The following is a 16,406-nucleotide window of genomic DNA, read 5'->3' on the forward strand; positions in this document are numbered from 1 at the left end:
AAACTACTATGTGTAATTCATTGATTCTTTATTTCACCTCTAAAAAAATTGAGGTTAAGCAAAGTTTTAAATTTAAATTGACACAAAAATAAAAGTGTAGAACATTTGTTACACGCCATCGTAGTAACTGAATCTCTGTTTTATGATTGTGACATAACTAAAAACCACAAATTCAATTACCTTCAAGGTAGGTTTTGAATTACTAAATCTATCCACGGAACTAGCTTTTTTTTATTAGTTTTTCCTTCATAGATTTAACACCTAATCTGAAAAGATTACTCCCCCACCTCGATCACATTCCTAAAGGAATCACTCGATGACCATAAGCCCCCCAGAAAGAGAACAAAAAAAAGAACCAGTTCTCGATAAACCTATCGAAACTGATGCAATCCCCGTAGATTTTTCCAAGCTTGACAAGCCTGGTTTTTGGTCTAAAACCCTTGCAAAGGGTCCCAAAACTACAACTTGGATTTGGAATCTTCATGCTGATGCGCATGATTTTGATACCCATGTTGGAGATCTACAAGAGACAAGTAGAAAGGTCTTTTCAGCTCACTTTGGACACTTAGCAGTCATCTTTATTTGGATGAGTGCTGCTTTTTTCCATGGAGCTCGCTTTTCCAATTACTCTGGCTGGCTAGCCGACCCAACTCATGTAAAGCCTGGAGCGCAGGTTGTTTGGCCAATAGTTGGTCAAGAAATGCTTAATGCTGATTTGGGTGGTAATTATCACGGAATTCAGATCACATCAGGAATTTTTCAGATGTGGAGAGGCTGGGGTATTACTAACGAAACAGAGTTAATGGCTTTAGCTATTGGTGCTTTGCTAATGGCTGCCATTATGCTTCACGGGGGTATATATCATTATCACAAAGCTGCTCCTAAGCTTGATTGGTTCAGAAATCTTGAATCTATGCTAAACCACCACATTGCTGGTCTTGTTGGTTTAGGTTCAATTGCTTGGGCTGGACATTGCATTCACATTGGCGCACCAACCGCAGCGATTATGGATGCAATTGATGCTGGGAAGCCACTGATTATTGATGGCATTCCTATTGCTTCAATTGCGGATATGCCTTTGCCTCACGAGCTTTGCAATCCTGCTATTGCTAGTCAAATATTTCCTGGTCTCGCTGGAAGAACAGTTGAAAATTTCTTTACTACTAATTGGTGGGCGTTTAGTGATTTTCTAACTTTCAAAGGTGGTCTAAATCCTGTTACTGGTAGCTTATGGATGACAGATATTTCTCATCATCATTTAGCTTTTGGAGTACTAGCTGTATTTGGCGGACATCTATACAGAACAATGTTTGGCATTGGTCATAGCCTCAAAGAAATACTAGACAATCATGCTGGAGATCCAATTCTTTTCCCTGCTCCAAATGGTCATAAGGGCATTTATGAGTTTTTAGCTAATAGTTGGCATGCTCAGCTTGGTTTAAACCTTGCAATGATTGGCTCCTTGAGCATAATTATTTCTCATCACATGTATGCGATGCCCCCATATCCTTACTTGTCGATTGATTACCCAACAGTTCTTGGTCTATTTACCCATCACATGTGGATAGGAGGATTGTTTATTGTTGGAGCCGCAGCTCATTCTGCTATTGCAATGATTAGAGACTATGACCCAGCTGTTCATATAGATAACGTCCTAGACAGAATCTTGAAAGCAAGAGATGCATTAATTAGTCATCTGAATTGGGCTTGCATGTTCTTAGGTTTCCATAGTTTTGGTCTTTATATTCATAATGATGTAATGCGCGCCTTGGGAAGACCTGCAGATATGTTCAGTGATACAGGAATCCAACTCCAACCTGTTTTCGCTCAATGGATTCAAAATATTCATCATTCAGCTGCTGGCTCTACCACGCTTGCTGGTGCGAATGTAAACCTTCAAAGTGGCTTAGTTAGCGAGGTCTTCAATGGTTCAGTAAGTCAAGTTGGGGGGAAAATTGGAATCGCTCCCATACCTCTTGGAACTGCTGATTTCATGATTCACCATATCCATGCTTTTACTATCCACGTAACTCTTCTGATTCTTCTAAAGGGAGTTTTATTCGCAAGGAGTTCCAGACTAATTCCTGACAAAGCTAATCTTGGATTTAGATTCCCATGCGATGGACCAGGAAGAGGAGGTACATGCCAAGTTTCATCTTGGGATCATGTTTTCCTTGGATTATTCTGGATGTATAACGGCTTATCAGTTGTTATCTTCCACTTCTCATGGAAAATGCAAAGTGATGTATGGGGCCTTACAGGAGGAAATTTTGCTCAAAGCTCTATAACTATAAATGGATGGCTTAGAGATTTCCTCTGGGCTCAGTCTTCACAGGTCCTCACAAGTTATGGTCAACCTATAAGTATGTACGGTTTGATGTTCTTAGGAGCACATTTCGTTTGGGCATTTAGTCTTATGTTCTTATTCAGTGGTCGTGGTTACTGGCAAGAATTATTCGAGTCAATTATTTGGGCTCACAATAAACTTAAGTTGGCACCAACTATTCAACCAAGAGCTCTATCGATCACTCAAGGTCGTGCAGTTGGAGCAGCTCATTTCCTTCTAGGAGGAATTGCTACAACTTGGGCCTTCTTCCACGCTCGCTTAATCGGTCTCGGCTGACCCTCTCTGATCTTTTATAAAATGGCAACTAAATTTCCATCTTTTAGTCAGGGTCTTGCTCAAGACCCTACAACCAGAAGAATCTGGTACGGTATAGCTACCGCTCATGACTTCGAAAGTCATGATGGCATGACAGAGGAACAGTTATATCAAAAACTCTTCTCTACTCATTTTGGTCACTTAGCCATCATTGGTCTTTGGGTGGCAGGAAATCTTTTTCACATTGCTTGGCAAGGAAACTTTGAGCAATGGGTTCTAGATCCAACTCATACACGTCCAATTGCCCATGCAATTTGGGATCCTCATTTTGGACAAGGTCTTACTGATGCTCTAACTCAGGCTGGAGCAACTTCTCCTGTCAATATTGCTTACTCAGGCCTATACCACTGGTGGTACACAATTGGTATGAGAACTAATGAGCAGCTTTTCCAGGGTGCAATTTTTATTAACATTCTTGTCTGCTGGTTATTGTTTGCTGGATGGCTTCATCTTCAACCTAAATACAGACCATCATTGGCATGGTTTAAAAATGCAGAATCTCAATTAAATCATCACCTAGCTGTTCTTTTTGGATTCAGCAGCATTGCTTGGACTGGTCATTTAATTCACGTAGCCATACCTGAATCAAGAGGTATACACGTTGGCTGGGATAACTGGTTAACTGTGATGCCTCATCCCGAAGGTTTAACTCCATTTTTCTCTGGAAATTGGGGAGCCTATGCTCAAAATCCTGATTCACTTGATGCAGTTTTTGGAACTACTCAAGGAGCTGGTACAGCGATATTTACATTCTTAGGTGGACTTCACCCTCAAAGTGAATCACTATGGCTAACAGATATTGCTCACCATCATTTGGCTATAGGAGTTGTATTTATAATAGCTGGTCATATGTATAGGACTAACTTTGGTATTGGCCATAGCCTTAAAGAAATTGTTGAAGCGCATAATACAAGTCATCCAAAAGATCCACATAAGGGTTATTTCGGTATCAAGCACAATGGTCTTTTCGAGACAGTTAACAATTCACTCCATTTCCAACTTGGACTTGCGCTTGCTTCTTTAGGTGTAGCTTGTAGTTTGGTCGCTCAGCATATGGGTGCACTTCCTTCATATGCATTTATCGCAAGGGATTACACAACTCAGTCAGCTCTTTATACCCATCATCAATACATCGCAATGTTCTTGATGGTTGGTGCTTTCTCTCATGGGGCAATTTTCTTTGTCAGAGATTATGATCCAGAGCTGAATAAAGATAATGTATTAGCAAGAATCCTTAGTACCAAAGAAGCCTTAATTAGCCACTTAAGTTGGGTAACAATGCTTCTAGGCTTCCATACCCTTGGAATTTATGTTCACAATGATGTAGTTGTAGCCTTTGGTACACCTGAAAAGCAGATTCTTATTGAACCAGTATTTGCTCAGTTTGCTCAAGCTGCAAGCGGTAAAATGATGTATGGTTTTAATGCTTTATTAGCTAATGCATCTAGTTCTGCGTCAATTGCTGCAAGCACCATGCCAGGTAACCATTACTGGATGGATATGATCAATAGACCAGATGCTCTTACAAATTTCTTACCCATAGGACCTGCAGATTTTTTAGTTCACCATGCAATTGCTTTAGGACTTCATACAACTGCTCTGATTCTTATAAAGGGTGCTCTTGATGCTAGAGGAACAAAACTCATTCCAGATAAAAAGGATTTAGGATTCGCTTTCCCCTGTGATGGACCAGGCCGTGGTGGTACTTGTGATAGTTCTTCTTGGGACGCTACTTATTTAGCAATGTTCTGGGCCTTAAATACTATTGCTTGGATTACCTTCTATTGGCATTGGAAACATCTAGCAATTTGGATGGGTAATACAGCTCAATTCAATGAATCTGGTACCTATTTGATGGGTTGGTTCCGAGATTATCTATGGCTAAATAGTTCTCAGTTAATTAATGGATACAACCCATTTGGTGTAAATGCTTTATCTCCATGGGCTTGGATGTTCTTATTTGGTCATCTCATATGGGCGACTGGATTTATGTTCCTCATATCTTGGAGAGGTTATTGGCAAGAACTTATAGAAACTCTTGTTTGGGCTCATCAAAGAACTCCAATAGCTAATTTAGTTGGTTGGAGAGATAAGCCTGTTGCATTATCAATTGTCCAAGCAAGATTGGTTGGTTTAACCCATTTCACAGTTGGAAACTTTGTCACCTTTGGAGCCTTTGTTATCGCATCTACTTCAGGTAAGTTCGGATAAATTTTTAACAAGCTTCCACTCAGAAGAACACTGTTTTATAAGCAGTGTTCTTTTTTTATGGGAACTAATCTTAATGAAGTTATCTATGGATATTTATAAGCAAAATCGATCAATTTAATATCAAGAAAGTAGGATTATAAGAATAAAGAAAACCAAATAAATTAATCGCAATTAAAGCTTTTGAAAAAAACATCCAATTTAAGTAAATAATTTAAAGAATTAAAAAGCCCCTTAAATAAGAGGCTTTTTAATTCAAATTCTTCTAGGAAAGATTTTAAGCTCCAAGTAAATGATATTCCTTAATTAAAGGGAGAACAGTATCTAAATGCAAAGTACCAATTAGCAACCAAGCAAAAACTACACCTCCTGTACCTCCTAACCAAAAACCATTTGTAAAATCATTCCATCCTGCTCTAGTAAATAAATCAGAAGGAGGATTAGCTACTGTTGCATCAGGAGGTTGGACATTAGGTGCCTTACCTGGAGCGTTGTAAAGAATAAAAAGGGCAGTGAGTATTTGTACCGCCCCTACTCCACCTAGTAAGCCAGCAGTCAAGGCGAAGTCAGTATTTCTAAGAGGGCCCGTCATAGAAAAAGGACCATAAAGTAAGTAGCCAAAAATTGCGCCTGTTTCTAGACCTCTAAAATTTGGTGATAGGCCCTCTCGATAAACAGGCAGATTATTAATAATCATTTTAGTAAACCAACCACTATTTACAGGGGTTTGGAGGTTACCAACTGTCGGGTCTGAGACTGTTTTTACAGCCCACTTTTGCATCAGAGTTTCTTGAGATTTAGTCATTTGCTAAATAAGTTGAAAAAATAAAGTTTTTGAAATTACTCAGTAGCAGTTATGTACCTACCAATCAAGACAATGAAAACTGCTGGACCCATTATTCCAACTAGAGGAATCAGAATAGCGGGAAGCAAACTCGAAGCTAGTTCACTAGTCATTACTTATTTCAATAAATCCACTCTTATTTTATAGAATTATGATCTAATCAAACCAAATACAGCGCATTGATGACATAAAAGTTCAATCCGTATATCTTCTTTAAAGATGCACTACTAAACAAATTTTCTTATCATGAATCAGGTCTTTGCTGGTAGTTTAGCTCTAATTATTGCTTTAATCCTTTGGAGTTCAAAAAAACAATCCAAGCCATCAGCTTTCTTCAAACCTCAAAAGCATTCCTTATCAAAGGCAGATATAACATCATCAGCATTGATAATCGATAAGAGTTTACAAAATCAAAAAGAAACAAAACTGTATAACAAAAACTCGACTCCTTTTTTCAAGCCAGCTTCACTTACTTCAATAGAGACAAAGAAACAATTAACTAAATTAATCTCTAGCAACCCTTCTGATCGTATATTAGCTATTCAAATTGCTAGTCAATGGAATAACAAGAAAGCATTACCATTTTTAAGAAGAGGATTGAAGGATTCTGACAGTAGAGTTGTTATTGCTTCTGCTGCTGGGATTTCATCTTACAAAGGGAAAACTATTGATTTACATAAAAAATCTCAAGGTTCTCGTCCCCCTCGAAATGTATCTCTAATGCGATAAATTGGTCTATTTTGACTTTCATGATAAGTGCGGATTTGCAACTCACCTAGCAATCCAAACCCAAAAAGTTGAACTCCAGTCACTGCAAGAAGTAAAGCAAAAATTAGTAAAGGTCTATTACCTATATCTTCTCCTAAAAGTTTGATTGTTAATAGGTATATGCTTGTTATGAAGCTCCCAAAAATTGCAAGAATTCCACCAAAGCCAAAAACATACATCGGTCTAGTTAAAAATCTATTCATAAACCAAACAGTCAACAAGTCCATTAAGACTCTAAAAGTTCTATCTATTCCATATTTACTAGATCCAAATTGACGGGCTCTATGATTTACTTTAACTTCAGTAATTCTTGCTCCTTCAATATTTGCAAGAACAGGCAAAAATCTATGCAATTCTCCATATAATCTCATATCTGTCAGTACTTCTTTCCTATAAGCCTTTAAAGAACATCCATAATCATTAAGTCGCACACCAGTCACCTTCCCAATCAATCGGTTAGCAATTTTTGATGGAAGCTTTCGACTTATCGCAGCATCTTGCCTTCGATATCTCCATCCACTTACGAGATCAAATCCATCCCTAATCTTATTGACCAATAACGGAATATCTGTAGGATCATTTTGCAAATCACCATCAAGTGTGACAACTATCTCTCCAGAAGAAATATCAAATCCTGCTGCCATCGCTGCGGTCTGTCCATAGTTTTTACGTAGAAGAACTCCAACTAATTCCGGTATTTCAAAGCTTAGTTTTCTAATTACCTCTGCGCTGTTATCTGATGAACCATCATTAACTAAAACTAATTCAAAAGTTTCCTCCATGGGCTGTAAAACTTCTAATAACTGATTCACCAAATAAGGAAGACTTTCTTCTTCGTTGTAGATAGGAACAACTATTGATAGTGCAACTTTAGAATTCATTCAAAACTCCTCATAAGGGTCAATTAATCTTCTTTAGAGTGTTTCACTCTGATAACAAGAGATCACTCTTCCAGCAGATCTAAATTTAGATCGGTAAAAAGAAGAAATTTTTCCACAGTTCGGTTGAAATAAATTATCAATCTCTATTCCATTATGCCCATCCATTACCCCAGAACTATGAATATAAAAACCATTCTCAATATGCAATCCAACGTGGGTACATTTTTCAGATGATCCAAAGAAAAGTAAATCTCCAGGTTTTAATTCTTCGCCTAAAGCTTCAATATCCAATGCAATATTTTTACAGAATTTTTCCTGCTGATAAGCATCTCTTGGTATCCAAATTCCTTCACTTGCGAAAGCAGATTGCACCAAACCAGAGCAATCAAAATTTGGACCTATAGTGCCACCCCACAAATATTCATTACTTATTTTTTTCGCAGCCTTAGTCCAAGATAATATCCCAGGAATTCTAGAAATGATTGTCTCTTCAGTAAAAGATGCAGATTCCCATGATTCTATTTTTGAAGCTTGATGAATTAATTCCGAAAATCTAAACCAACAAATATAGTCATCTTCCAAAAGACGCACTTTAACTCTGTCTATAATTTCCTTATTTTTAAAATTAGATTTTAAAGAATCAATCAATTGAAAACTCCTACCAATACTAGCTTGAGTAACTAATTCATCACTATTTTCACTTTTAAATCCATCAATATTTTTTTGCAGTTTCCATAAACTTCCCAAAACATATGAAGCTTTAGTTAGCAAAACCTCTAAGGTCATATTGAATTCTTCTCGAGCGCTATGGCGTTCTACCAAAAAGACCCAGAGATGGCATATTGCCTGAAAGGTCTCCTCGATAGGTTTGAAAAAGAAGGTCATCCAAACCTTCAAGAAAATATTGCAATAACATGCATACGTTATGACAAGCAAAAACCATCAACATCTAGTGGATACGGGGCAGGGTGGAATTCAAACAGAAATTTTTATCCTGCAAGCGTAGTAAAAATAGTTTATGCATTGGCAACTCAGGTATGGCTTCAAAAAGACTTAATTGTTGACTCAGAAGAACTTAGAAGAGCTTTACATGAAATGATCGCAAACTCAAATAATGACGCCACAAGTTATATTTTAGATCTTTTAACAGGCACAACAAGTGGTCCATCTCTTAATGAGTCAAACTATCAAGCATGGAAAATCCAAAGGCAATTAATTAACCACTGGCTAAATGATCTTAGATGGCCTGAAATACAAAATTGGAACTGCAGTCAAAAGACCTGGAATGAAGGACCATTTGGTAGGGAAAAAGATTTTTATGGAAAAAAAAATGAGAATCGAAACAGTATGACAACCGATGGGAGTGCCAGAATCTTTGAATCATTAATGACTCTTGAAATGCTCCCAAAATTGGCAAGCGAGCATTTAATCAAAGTTTTTCATCGCTCTCTAGATCCAGTAGCTCGCAAGCAAAATCTAGAGAATCAAGTAGATGGTTTTTTAGGTGCAGGTCTCCCTTTGGCTTCTAAACTTTGGAGCAAAGCAGGTCTTATGAGTGAAGTTCGCCATGATGTCGCATGGTGGGTGGCCCCTAATAAGAATCCTATGCTTGCAGTCGTTTTTACAACTGGCAAAGAATTAGTCAAAGATCAATTTTTACTTCCTGCTATTAGCAGTGAGTTCAATAAATTAGCTATTTAGCAATAAGTAAAATTCCAGCGAATAAAATAGATCCCAAAAGGAATCCAACAGCCAAAAGCACGGCTATTATTGGTGTATTTAAGTAAACAGATATAGTTGCGAGTTGATTACCCTTTGCTTCAGACACCTTAAAACTCATAAAACTCACTTCGATTAAAGCATCTGACTATGCCAAAAAACAAAAAAGTTTAACTGATAAAACAATTTTTAAAAAACCAAAGAATTTTTATTGATATCAAAAAAATAGTTCAAATAAAATTTGATTTTGGTTTCTTATTTTGTAAAATTTTAATATCTTTATTAATTTCAATTTCTTTTATTGAAGAATCTTTTTTATCTATTTTTTTATTTATTATTTTTTCATCTGCTTTCTCTAAATCATCATCTAATGAAATGATTTTACTTGGTTTATCAATGTCTATTTTCTCAATATTTTGTTGGATTGTTGCATTCGTAGAATCCGTATCCGTTAAAGTACTGATATTTAGGTCCTTGTTTTGATCAACATTAATTACTTCGTTAATTGCGAAATTATCAAGTAAATCTATATCAAACCTTCCTTTTACAATAGATACTGAGGTAAATACAAATATTGAACCTAGAATAATAATCAAAAAAATATTCGATAATAAACTATTTAATGGAGACCAAAATAGTGTTATGTTTGCAGCTTCATTTTTTTGTTTATACTTTTCAGCAGAGGGACTTAAATCTAAAAATATATCTTGATTAAGCCAACCTTTATTAGCTTTCCTATAGGGAGACTCACTTTTAGTGAAATCAAATACTTCCTGGATTCTTTCTTTAATCACAGCTTAGATTTATCTAAAACTACAAGAACGAAAACATAGCAGAAAGTCAGAATAAAAAAGTTGCTTTCGCATAGATATTTGTGAAATTGAATTACCCAGCAATAAATACCATTGCAGAAACAAGAATAGCCGAAGCTAAAATCCCTATAGATGCTATTGAAACGATCTTTCCAGTGTTTAAGGAGACTGATACCGTTAACAACTCAGTTCTTGAGTCTCGTTTTTGTTGTGAATCAATTTGAGTTCGAGAATTAACTTTCTTACTGACTTGAACTTTCTTCGCCGCTGCGGCTTTGTTCTTCGCTAAGACTTTCTTCTCCGCTAAAGCTTTCTTTTCTGCTTGAGCTTTCTTATCTGCGGCTGCCTTTTTCTCTGCTAAGGCTTTCTTCTCTGCTTGAGCTTTCTTCTCTGCGGCTGCCTTTTTCTCTGCTAAGGCTTTCTTCTCTGCTTGAGCTTTCTTATCTGCGGCTGCCTTTTTCTCTGCTAAGGCTTTCTTCTCTGCTTGAGCTTTCTTATCTGCTTGAGCTTTCTTATCTGCGGCTGCCTTTTTCTCTGCTAAGGCTTTCTTCTCTGCTTGAGCTTTCTTCTCTGCGGCTGCCTTTTTCTCTGCTAAGGCTTTCTTCTCTGCTTGAGCTTTCTTATCTGCGGCTGCCTTTTTCTCTGCTAAGGCTTTCTTCTCTGCTTGAGCTTTCTTATCTGCTTGAGCTTTCTTATCTGCTAAAGCTTTCCTCTCTGCGGCTGCCTTTTTCTCTGCTAAGGCTTTCTTCTCTGCTTGAGCTTTCTTCTCTGCTTGAGCTTTCTTATCTGCGGCTGCCTTTTTCTCTGCTAAGGCTTTCTTCTCCGCTAAGGCTTTCTTCTCTGCTTGAGCTTTCTTATCTGCGGCTGCCTTTTTCTCTGCTAAGGCTTTCTTCTCCGCTAAGGCTTTCTTCTCTGCTTGAGCTTTCTTATCTGCGGCTGCCTTTTTCTCTGCTAAGGCTTTCTTCTCTGCTTGAGCTTTCTTCTCTGCTTGAGCTTTCTTATCTGCTAAAGCTTTCCTCTCTGCGGCTGCCTTTTTCTCTGCTAAGGCTTTCTTCTCTGCTTGAGCTTTCTTATCTGCGGCTGCCTTTTTCTCTGCTAAGGCTTTCTTCTCCGCTAAGGCTTTCTTCTCTGCTTGAGCTTTCTTATCTGCTAAAGCTTTCCTCTCTGCGGCTGCCTTTTTCTCTGCTAAGGCTTTCTTTTCTGCTTGAACGGAAGCTACTGGCACTTTTAATCCTAAATTTCTTCTTATTTAAGCATCTTGCATAGGTTGATTTTTCAAATAATTATTAGTTGCAACTATTATTATCTATATGAATTTAATAGAAAGATTTTTGTAGCTAGTTAGATAAAATTTAAATGATAAAATTAAATAACGTTCTATTTAGCAGTAATTGAAACCAACTATAATTAATGCAAAAACACTGTTTAATCGAAATGAATTTGAAGAAGCAATAGGAATATGCAATAAAATATTAAGTAGCAATAGAATTTCTATAGAAGCTTTAAAGCTAATAACCAAATCATATATAGCTCTCAAAGAATTTGAAATTGGATATAAATATTTAAAACAGATAATTGAAAACTACCCAAATGAAATCGAAACAATTAAAGAGATTGGTAACTCATTTCAATTCTCCGGTCAATTAGCATTCGCAAAAAAATGCTACCAACATTCGATCAGAGTTAATAGCAACTATGTACCAGCATTAACTAATTTAGGGGCTATAGAACTAATGAATAAAAATATGGAAAAAGCAAAGGCTTTACTTTTAAAAGCAACAAAAATTGATCCTAGTTATTCTCAAGGATGGGGAAATTTATCTAATTACTTCATACAAATTAATCAATTAGATAAAGCAGAAAAAGCAATAAGAAAAACTATAAGTCTAAATCCAAATTCATTTAATTCATACTATATTCTTGGTACAATATTAATAAAAAAAAATAAATTAAAAGAAGCTGAAATAATGTTTAAAAAATCGATAAGTATTAATCCAGATTTCGCTTTATCTCACTCAAAATTAAGTACAACCTTAAAGGATATAGGCAAGATAAAAGAAGCAAAATTTTCAATTAATAAATCTATAAAAATAAACCCAAAATCATACGAATCATTCTATATTCTTGGACTTATATTAATAGAAGAAAATAAATTCGATGAAGCAATTGAGGCATTTAAAAAATCTATTGAAATAAACCCAAAATCATCATCTTCATTTTCATCTATTGGAATGGTATTGAAACATATGAAAAAATTAAATGAAGCAGAAAAATATATGAGGAAATCGATTTCACTAGAACCATCATATACAAATTCTTACTTAATTCTTAACTCTATATTAAAAGATCAAAATAAGAAAAAGGATGGGATCGAGTGTCTAGAGATAGCAATAAGTAAAGATCCAACTTCAGCAGAATTATATACTCAAATAGGAATTTCACTTAAAGAAATAGGTAGCCTGAAAAAGGCAAAGAAAGCCTTTCTTAAATCTATAGAACTATCAGCTAATAATGATGCATGTTATTTAAATCTTGGTGCAACTTTAATTGAGCTAGGTGAATTAAAATATGCAGAAGAAGTGACTCAAAAAGCCATAAGTTTAAACCCAAACTTAATATTAGGTTATTCTAATCTATCATTAATACTATATAAATTAAATAATCTTTTTAAAGCTGAAGAATATATACTTAAGGCACTAAGGTTAAATCCTGATAATCAAGATTTAAAAGTTACTCATGCAAAAATATTAATAGGATTAGGAAGACTAGATGAAGCCGAAAAATTATCAAGGGAAATGATCCAGATCAATCCAGAACTAGCGAAGTCTTATTCAAACCTTGGATTTATTCTAATGAAACAACGCAAATTAAACGAAGCAGAGTTAGCCACTAAGAAAGCTTTAAAAATAGAACCTAATTCTCCTGAATTTTTAACCAACCTTGGTAAAATACTAGAAGCAAATGGAAAGACATCTGAAGCAATATCAAATTTCAAAAAAGCACTAATTATACAAAATAATTATTATCGAGCAAAGGATTCCTTAGGATATATACTATTAAAAAATGGAAAGCACATTGAAGGGCTTCAGAAGCTAAGAGAAGCAAATGGCTCAATTGTATTTGACATGAAGACCTCATCACTACGTATTGAATAATGATTCAAAGAATTACTTCAACTAAACAAAATAAAAATCCAAATTTTATTGGCCAATGGAAAATCGAACCTAATTCTATCTGCGAAAAAATAATTGATTATTTTGAATTTCATAGTATTCAACAAGAAGAAGGCTCTACCGCAGCAGGAATAGATACTAATATCAAAGACTCAATGGATATATCTATTAAACCAAAAGATATTATTCAACCAGGAAATGAAGTTTTTAAAGAATATTTTGATAGGCTTTTTGAATGTCAAGCAGATTATTTTGAGCAATGGCCATTCCTTAAAGACTTTATAAAAAAAACTGAAATTGGTAAATTCAACTTACAAAGATACAAGCCAGGACAACATTTCAAACATCTCCACTCAGAAAGATGTTCATTACCTACCCTACATAGAATATTTGCTTTTATGACCTACTTAAATGATGTTAATGAAGGAGGTTCAACATATTTCAGCCACTATGATTTGGAGATAAAACCAGAGAAAGGTCTTACTTTGATTTGGCCAGCCGAATGGACTCATGCACATAGGGGTAATGTTTTGACTTCAGGGAAAAAATATATTATTACTGGATGGATGGACCTACCAGGTAAAAACCTATAAATAGATATGAAAGGTTTTAAAAAAGAAACAAATAAAAAAGACCATAAAAAACAAATCAATAAAAGTTCAAAAGACAATATTATCAATAAAGCATTTATTTTACATACTGAAGGTAAGATCGCAGAAGCAATAAAACAATATCAAATATGTATTCAAAATAATTTTGAGGACGCTAATGTTTACTCAAATTATGGAGTAATATGCAAACAAAAAGGCCAACTAAAAAAGGCATTAGAATTATATAAAAAGTCTATTATAATAAATCCAAAAAATCCTAGTGTACATTCAAATCTTGCTAGTCTGTTGAATGATTTAGGTGAACTTGAGCAAGCAAAAAAACATGTTAATATAGCTATAAGTATACAACCTAATTATGCTGAAGCATATTACAATCTAGGTGCCATTTTTAAAAAAGAAGGTGACTTACAAAAAGCAAAAGATTCAACATTAAAATCAATTAATCTTAAACCTAACTTTCCTGATGCATATAACAATTTAGCAATAATATATATTCATCTTGGCAATTTAAAAGAAGCTGAATTATATACCAAAAAAGCAATCGAAATCAAACCTAATTATTTTCAAGCATATTCAAATCTTGGAAAAATACAATGTGATTTAGAGAAATTAGATGAAGCAGAAGAATCAGTAAGAAAAGCAATTCAAATAAGTCCAGAGTTTGCAGATGCATATTGTAATCTTGGCAATATTTTAAATGATAAAGGTAAACAGTATGAAGCTGAATTAGCAATAAGAAAAGCTATTAGTCTAGATCCTAATCATGCAGAATCCTATTCAAATTTAGGCGTAATACTAAATGATCAAAGTAAATTAGACGAAGCAGAAATGATAATTAAGAAAGCTATAGAATTAAATCCAAAATATGCACCTGCATATTGTAATCTTGGTAAAGTTTTGAAAGAACATGGTAAACTTAATGAAGCCAAGTCAATGACTAAAAAGTCAATTTCAATAGAACCAAATAACTCAATTGCATATACAAATTTAGGAAGTATTTACAAAGAACTAAGAGATTTAAATAAAGCAAAAGATTCAACACTCAAATCTATAGAATTAAAACCTGATAATGCAATTTCATATTGTAATTTAGGTATTATTTTCCATGAGTTAGGTCAAATTCAAAAAGCCAAAGAAGCTACAATAAAAGCTATTGAACTTGAACCCTCACTAGCAGAAGCTCATACATGTCTTGGAAATATTTTGCACGATCAAGGGAATAGTTTAGATGCACTAAAATGTATACGAAAGGCTATTGAACTTAAACCAGATTACGCCGAAGCATATTCAAATCTTGGGAAAATACTCAATGAGATTGGAGAAAGAAATCAAGCTGAAGTACTTATTAATAAAGCAATTAAACTAAAACCTACATTAGCAGAAGCGTATTTAAATCTTGGAACAGTCCTAAATAACCTAGGGAAATTAAAAGAAGCAGAAATTTCGACACGAAATGCAATAAGAATAAAGCCAAATTTTGCAGAGGCCTATTCAAATCTTGGTAGTATTTATAAAGAAATAGGTAACTTCAACAAGGCAGTAGATTATACATTAAAATCTATTCAAATAAATTCAAGCTTTTCAAAATCTTATTTTATTCTTTCATTACTAAAAATAGGTGAAAGAGAAGGTTGGAGAAAAAGACTATTTACAGATAAGATTCTGAAAAATAAGTCAAAGAAAGAGAAAATTGATTTGTATTTTGCAAGAGCAAATATACTTCATAACGAAAAAGATTATATCAATAGCGCAAAATATCTAAAAATAGCTAATGACATTAAATTAAGTCTTTATCCATCCAAAAGGGATATATTAATTAGAAAATCAGATAAGCTTTTATGTGAATCAGAACAATTAAAGATTCCTTCAAGTAATTTTAATAATGATTCAGAATATATATTTATAGTCGGCATGCCTAGGAGTGGGTCAACACTAGTAGAATCAATTTTAAGCATGAAACAAGGTGTAGCTGATTTAGGAGAAGTTAATATTCTTGAAGAATCCTACCAAAATTTTAAAGACTTGAATAAATCTCAAATAAAAACAAATCTTGAAAAAGAATATAATAGAAAAGTTAAGAGTATAGTAAAAAATACTAAAATAACAACAAATAAATGGCTATATAATTATCAATATGCAGGAATTATTGCAAGTCAAATAAAATATTCAAAAATAATCTATTGTACTAGAAATCCTTTAGATAATATACTTTCATTATATAGATCACATTTTTCCATAGGTAACCAATACTCATCTTCGTTAATTGATTGCTCTCACATCTATCTAAATCAAAAAGAAATCATGGAAAAATATATAAAGACCTTTCCATCTAAAATTTATGTTTTGAATTATGATTCATTAGTAAAAGAACCTACTGAAGAAATAAAGAAATTACTATTATGGCTCAAATGGAGTTGGGACGAATCGTATTTAATGCCACATTTAAATAATCGGCCGGTATCAACTGCTAGTAGCGTAGAAGTACGCTCCCCTATAAATTCAAAATCAGTAGAAGGTTGGAAAAATTATAAAGAAATGCTCAAACCAGCGATCGAAATATTAAATAAATCAAATAAATATGAAAATATAGACTACAATATTTCTAAGAAAGATTACTCTTAATAAAGTTAATCAAAATTAATAAATAAATAGACTATTTAAAAGTAAATAGGATAACTTTAAATTACTTAGAAAAAAATCAGAATAGATTGTATAATAGGAATATTAA

14 protein-coding genes are annotated in these 16,406 nt (G+C 34.3%); 7 read left to right on the top strand and 7 right to left on the bottom strand.

Annotated elements, in window-relative coordinates; all coding sequences use genetic code 11:
* Positions 1-316: 316 nt before the first annotated feature.
* Together psaA and psaB are read left to right on the top strand one after the other, a co-directional pair.
* A complete protein-coding gene (gene psaA / locus AC6EJB_RS06425; RefSeq protein WP_413683605.1) occupies positions 317-2,623 on the top strand; it encodes a photosystem I core protein PsaA in 2,307 nt (768 codons plus the stop codon).
* A gap of 21 nt (positions 2,624-2,644) precedes the next feature.
* Complete coding sequence (gene psaB / locus AC6EJB_RS06430; protein WP_498490523.1) at positions 2,645-4,873, top strand: photosystem I core protein PsaB; 2,229 nt, start codon at positions 2,645-2,647, stop codon at positions 4,871-4,873.
* 274 nt (positions 4,874-5,147) lie between these two features.
* On the opposite strand, the gene AC6EJB_RS06435 is transcribed toward psaB, so the two are convergent.
* On the bottom strand, positions 5,148-5,675 hold the full coding sequence (locus tag AC6EJB_RS06435; protein ID WP_498490524.1) for a photosystem I reaction center protein subunit XI: 528 nt from the start codon (positions 5,673-5,675) through the stop codon (positions 5,148-5,150).
* Between the two features lie 35 nt (positions 5,676-5,710).
* On the bottom strand, positions 5,711-5,827 hold the full coding sequence (locus tag AC6EJB_RS06440; protein WP_011295429.1) for a photosystem I reaction center subunit VIII: 117 nt from the start codon (positions 5,825-5,827) through the stop codon (positions 5,711-5,713).
* A gap of 133 nt (positions 5,828-5,960) precedes the next feature.
* Here AC6EJB_RS06440 and AC6EJB_RS06445 point away from each other — a divergent pair, with 133 nt between their 5' ends.
* Positions 5,961-6,443: a HEAT repeat domain-containing protein gene (locus tag AC6EJB_RS06445; protein WP_498490525.1), complete on the top strand. Its 483-nt coding sequence runs from the start codon at positions 5,961-5,963 to the stop codon at positions 6,441-6,443.
* Here AC6EJB_RS06445 and AC6EJB_RS06450 read toward each other — a convergent pair.
* Entirely contained in the window at positions 6,401-7,363 is a 963-nt protein-coding gene (locus tag AC6EJB_RS06450) for a glycosyltransferase family 2 protein (protein ID WP_498490526.1), read from the bottom strand. The two genes, AC6EJB_RS06445 and AC6EJB_RS06450, sit on opposite strands and share 43 nt — an antisense overlap.
* A 33-nt stretch (positions 7,364-7,396) precedes the next feature.
* Positions 7,397-8,149: a C40 family peptidase gene (locus AC6EJB_RS06455; RefSeq protein ID WP_498490527.1), complete on the bottom strand. Its 753-nt coding sequence runs from the start codon at positions 8,147-8,149 to the stop codon at positions 7,397-7,399.
* Positions 8,150-8,170: 21 nt separating this feature from the next.
* On the opposite strand from AC6EJB_RS06455, the gene AC6EJB_RS06460 reads away from it, so the two are divergent.
* On the top strand, positions 8,171-9,064 hold the full coding sequence (locus AC6EJB_RS06460; RefSeq protein WP_498490528.1) for a serine hydrolase: 894 nt from the start codon (positions 8,171-8,173) through the stop codon (positions 9,062-9,064).
* Here AC6EJB_RS06460 and AC6EJB_RS06465 read toward each other — a convergent pair.
* The 3 genes from AC6EJB_RS06465 to AC6EJB_RS06475 form a co-directional block, all read right to left on the bottom strand.
* A complete protein-coding gene (locus AC6EJB_RS06465) occupies positions 9,057-9,191 on the bottom strand; it encodes a hypothetical protein (protein WP_011295180.1) in 135 nt (44 codons plus the stop codon). The two genes, AC6EJB_RS06460 and AC6EJB_RS06465, sit on opposite strands and share 8 nt — an antisense overlap.
* 121 nt (positions 9,192-9,312) lie before the next feature.
* Positions 9,313-9,876, bottom strand: coding sequence for a hypothetical protein (locus AC6EJB_RS06470; protein WP_498490529.1), 564 nt, complete (start codon positions 9,874-9,876; stop codon positions 9,313-9,315).
* A gap of 91 nt (positions 9,877-9,967) precedes the next feature.
* Positions 9,968-11,119 (bottom strand): hypothetical protein, encoded by a 1,152-nt coding sequence (locus AC6EJB_RS06475; RefSeq protein WP_498490530.1) that lies wholly within the window; start codon positions 11,117-11,119, stop codon positions 9,968-9,970.
* A gap of 166 nt (positions 11,120-11,285) precedes the next feature.
* Here AC6EJB_RS06475 and AC6EJB_RS06480 point away from each other — a divergent pair, with 166 nt between their 5' ends.
* The 3 genes from AC6EJB_RS06480 to AC6EJB_RS06490 are packed head-to-tail and all read left to right on the top strand — an operon-like array spanning position 11,286 to position 16,300.
* Entirely contained in the window at positions 11,286-13,049 is a 1,764-nt protein-coding gene (locus tag AC6EJB_RS06480) for a tetratricopeptide repeat protein (protein WP_498490531.1), read from the top strand.
* Entirely contained in the window at positions 13,049-13,660 is a 612-nt protein-coding gene (locus AC6EJB_RS06485; RefSeq protein ID WP_498490532.1) for a 2OG-Fe(II) oxygenase, read from the top strand. The genes AC6EJB_RS06480 and AC6EJB_RS06485 overlap by 1 nt, the downstream gene beginning before the upstream one ends.
* A gap of 6 nt (positions 13,661-13,666) precedes the next feature.
* Positions 13,667-16,300, top strand: a complete 2,634-nt coding sequence (locus AC6EJB_RS06490; protein WP_498490533.1) for a tetratricopeptide repeat-containing sulfotransferase family protein — start codon at positions 13,667-13,669, stop codon at positions 16,298-16,300.
* The last annotated feature ends 106 nt before the right edge of the window (positions 16,301-16,406 follow it).

It is taken from the genome of Prochlorococcus sp. G4PB17 (assembly GCF_059772445.1).

Bases quoted from the DNA above. Each gene is read 5' to 3' on its own strand.
- AC6EJB_RS06445 (WP_498490525.1), top strand. From the start codon at position 5,961: ATGAATCAGGTCTTTGCTGGTAGTTTAGCTCTAATTATTGCTTTAATC.
- AC6EJB_RS06490 (WP_498490533.1), top strand. From the start codon at position 13,667: ATGAAAGGTTTTAAAAAAGAAACAAATAAAAAAGACCATAAAAAACAA.
- AC6EJB_RS06440 (WP_011295429.1), bottom strand. From the start codon at position 5,827: ATGACTAGTGAACTAGCTTCGAGTTTGCTTCCCGCTATTCTGATTCCT.
- AC6EJB_RS06485 (WP_498490532.1), top strand. From the start codon at position 13,049: ATGATTCAAAGAATTACTTCAACTAAACAAAATAAAAATCCAAATTTT.
- AC6EJB_RS06455 (WP_498490527.1), bottom strand. From the start codon at position 8,149: ATGACCTTAGAGGTTTTGCTAACTAAAGCTTCATATGTTTTGGGAAGT.
- psaB (WP_498490523.1), top strand. From the start codon at position 2,645: ATGGCAACTAAATTTCCATCTTTTAGTCAGGGTCTTGCTCAAGACCCT.
- AC6EJB_RS06435 (WP_498490524.1), bottom strand. From the start codon at position 5,675: ATGACTAAATCTCAAGAAACTCTGATGCAAAAGTGGGCTGTAAAAACA.
- AC6EJB_RS06460 (WP_498490528.1), top strand. From the start codon at position 8,171: ATGGCGTTCTACCAAAAAGACCCAGAGATGGCATATTGCCTGAAAGGT.
- psaA (WP_413683605.1), top strand. From the start codon at position 317: ATGACCATAAGCCCCCCAGAAAGAGAACAAAAAAAAGAACCAGTTCTC.
- AC6EJB_RS06450 (WP_498490526.1), bottom strand. From the start codon at position 7,363: ATGAATTCTAAAGTTGCACTATCAATAGTTGTTCCTATCTACAACGAA.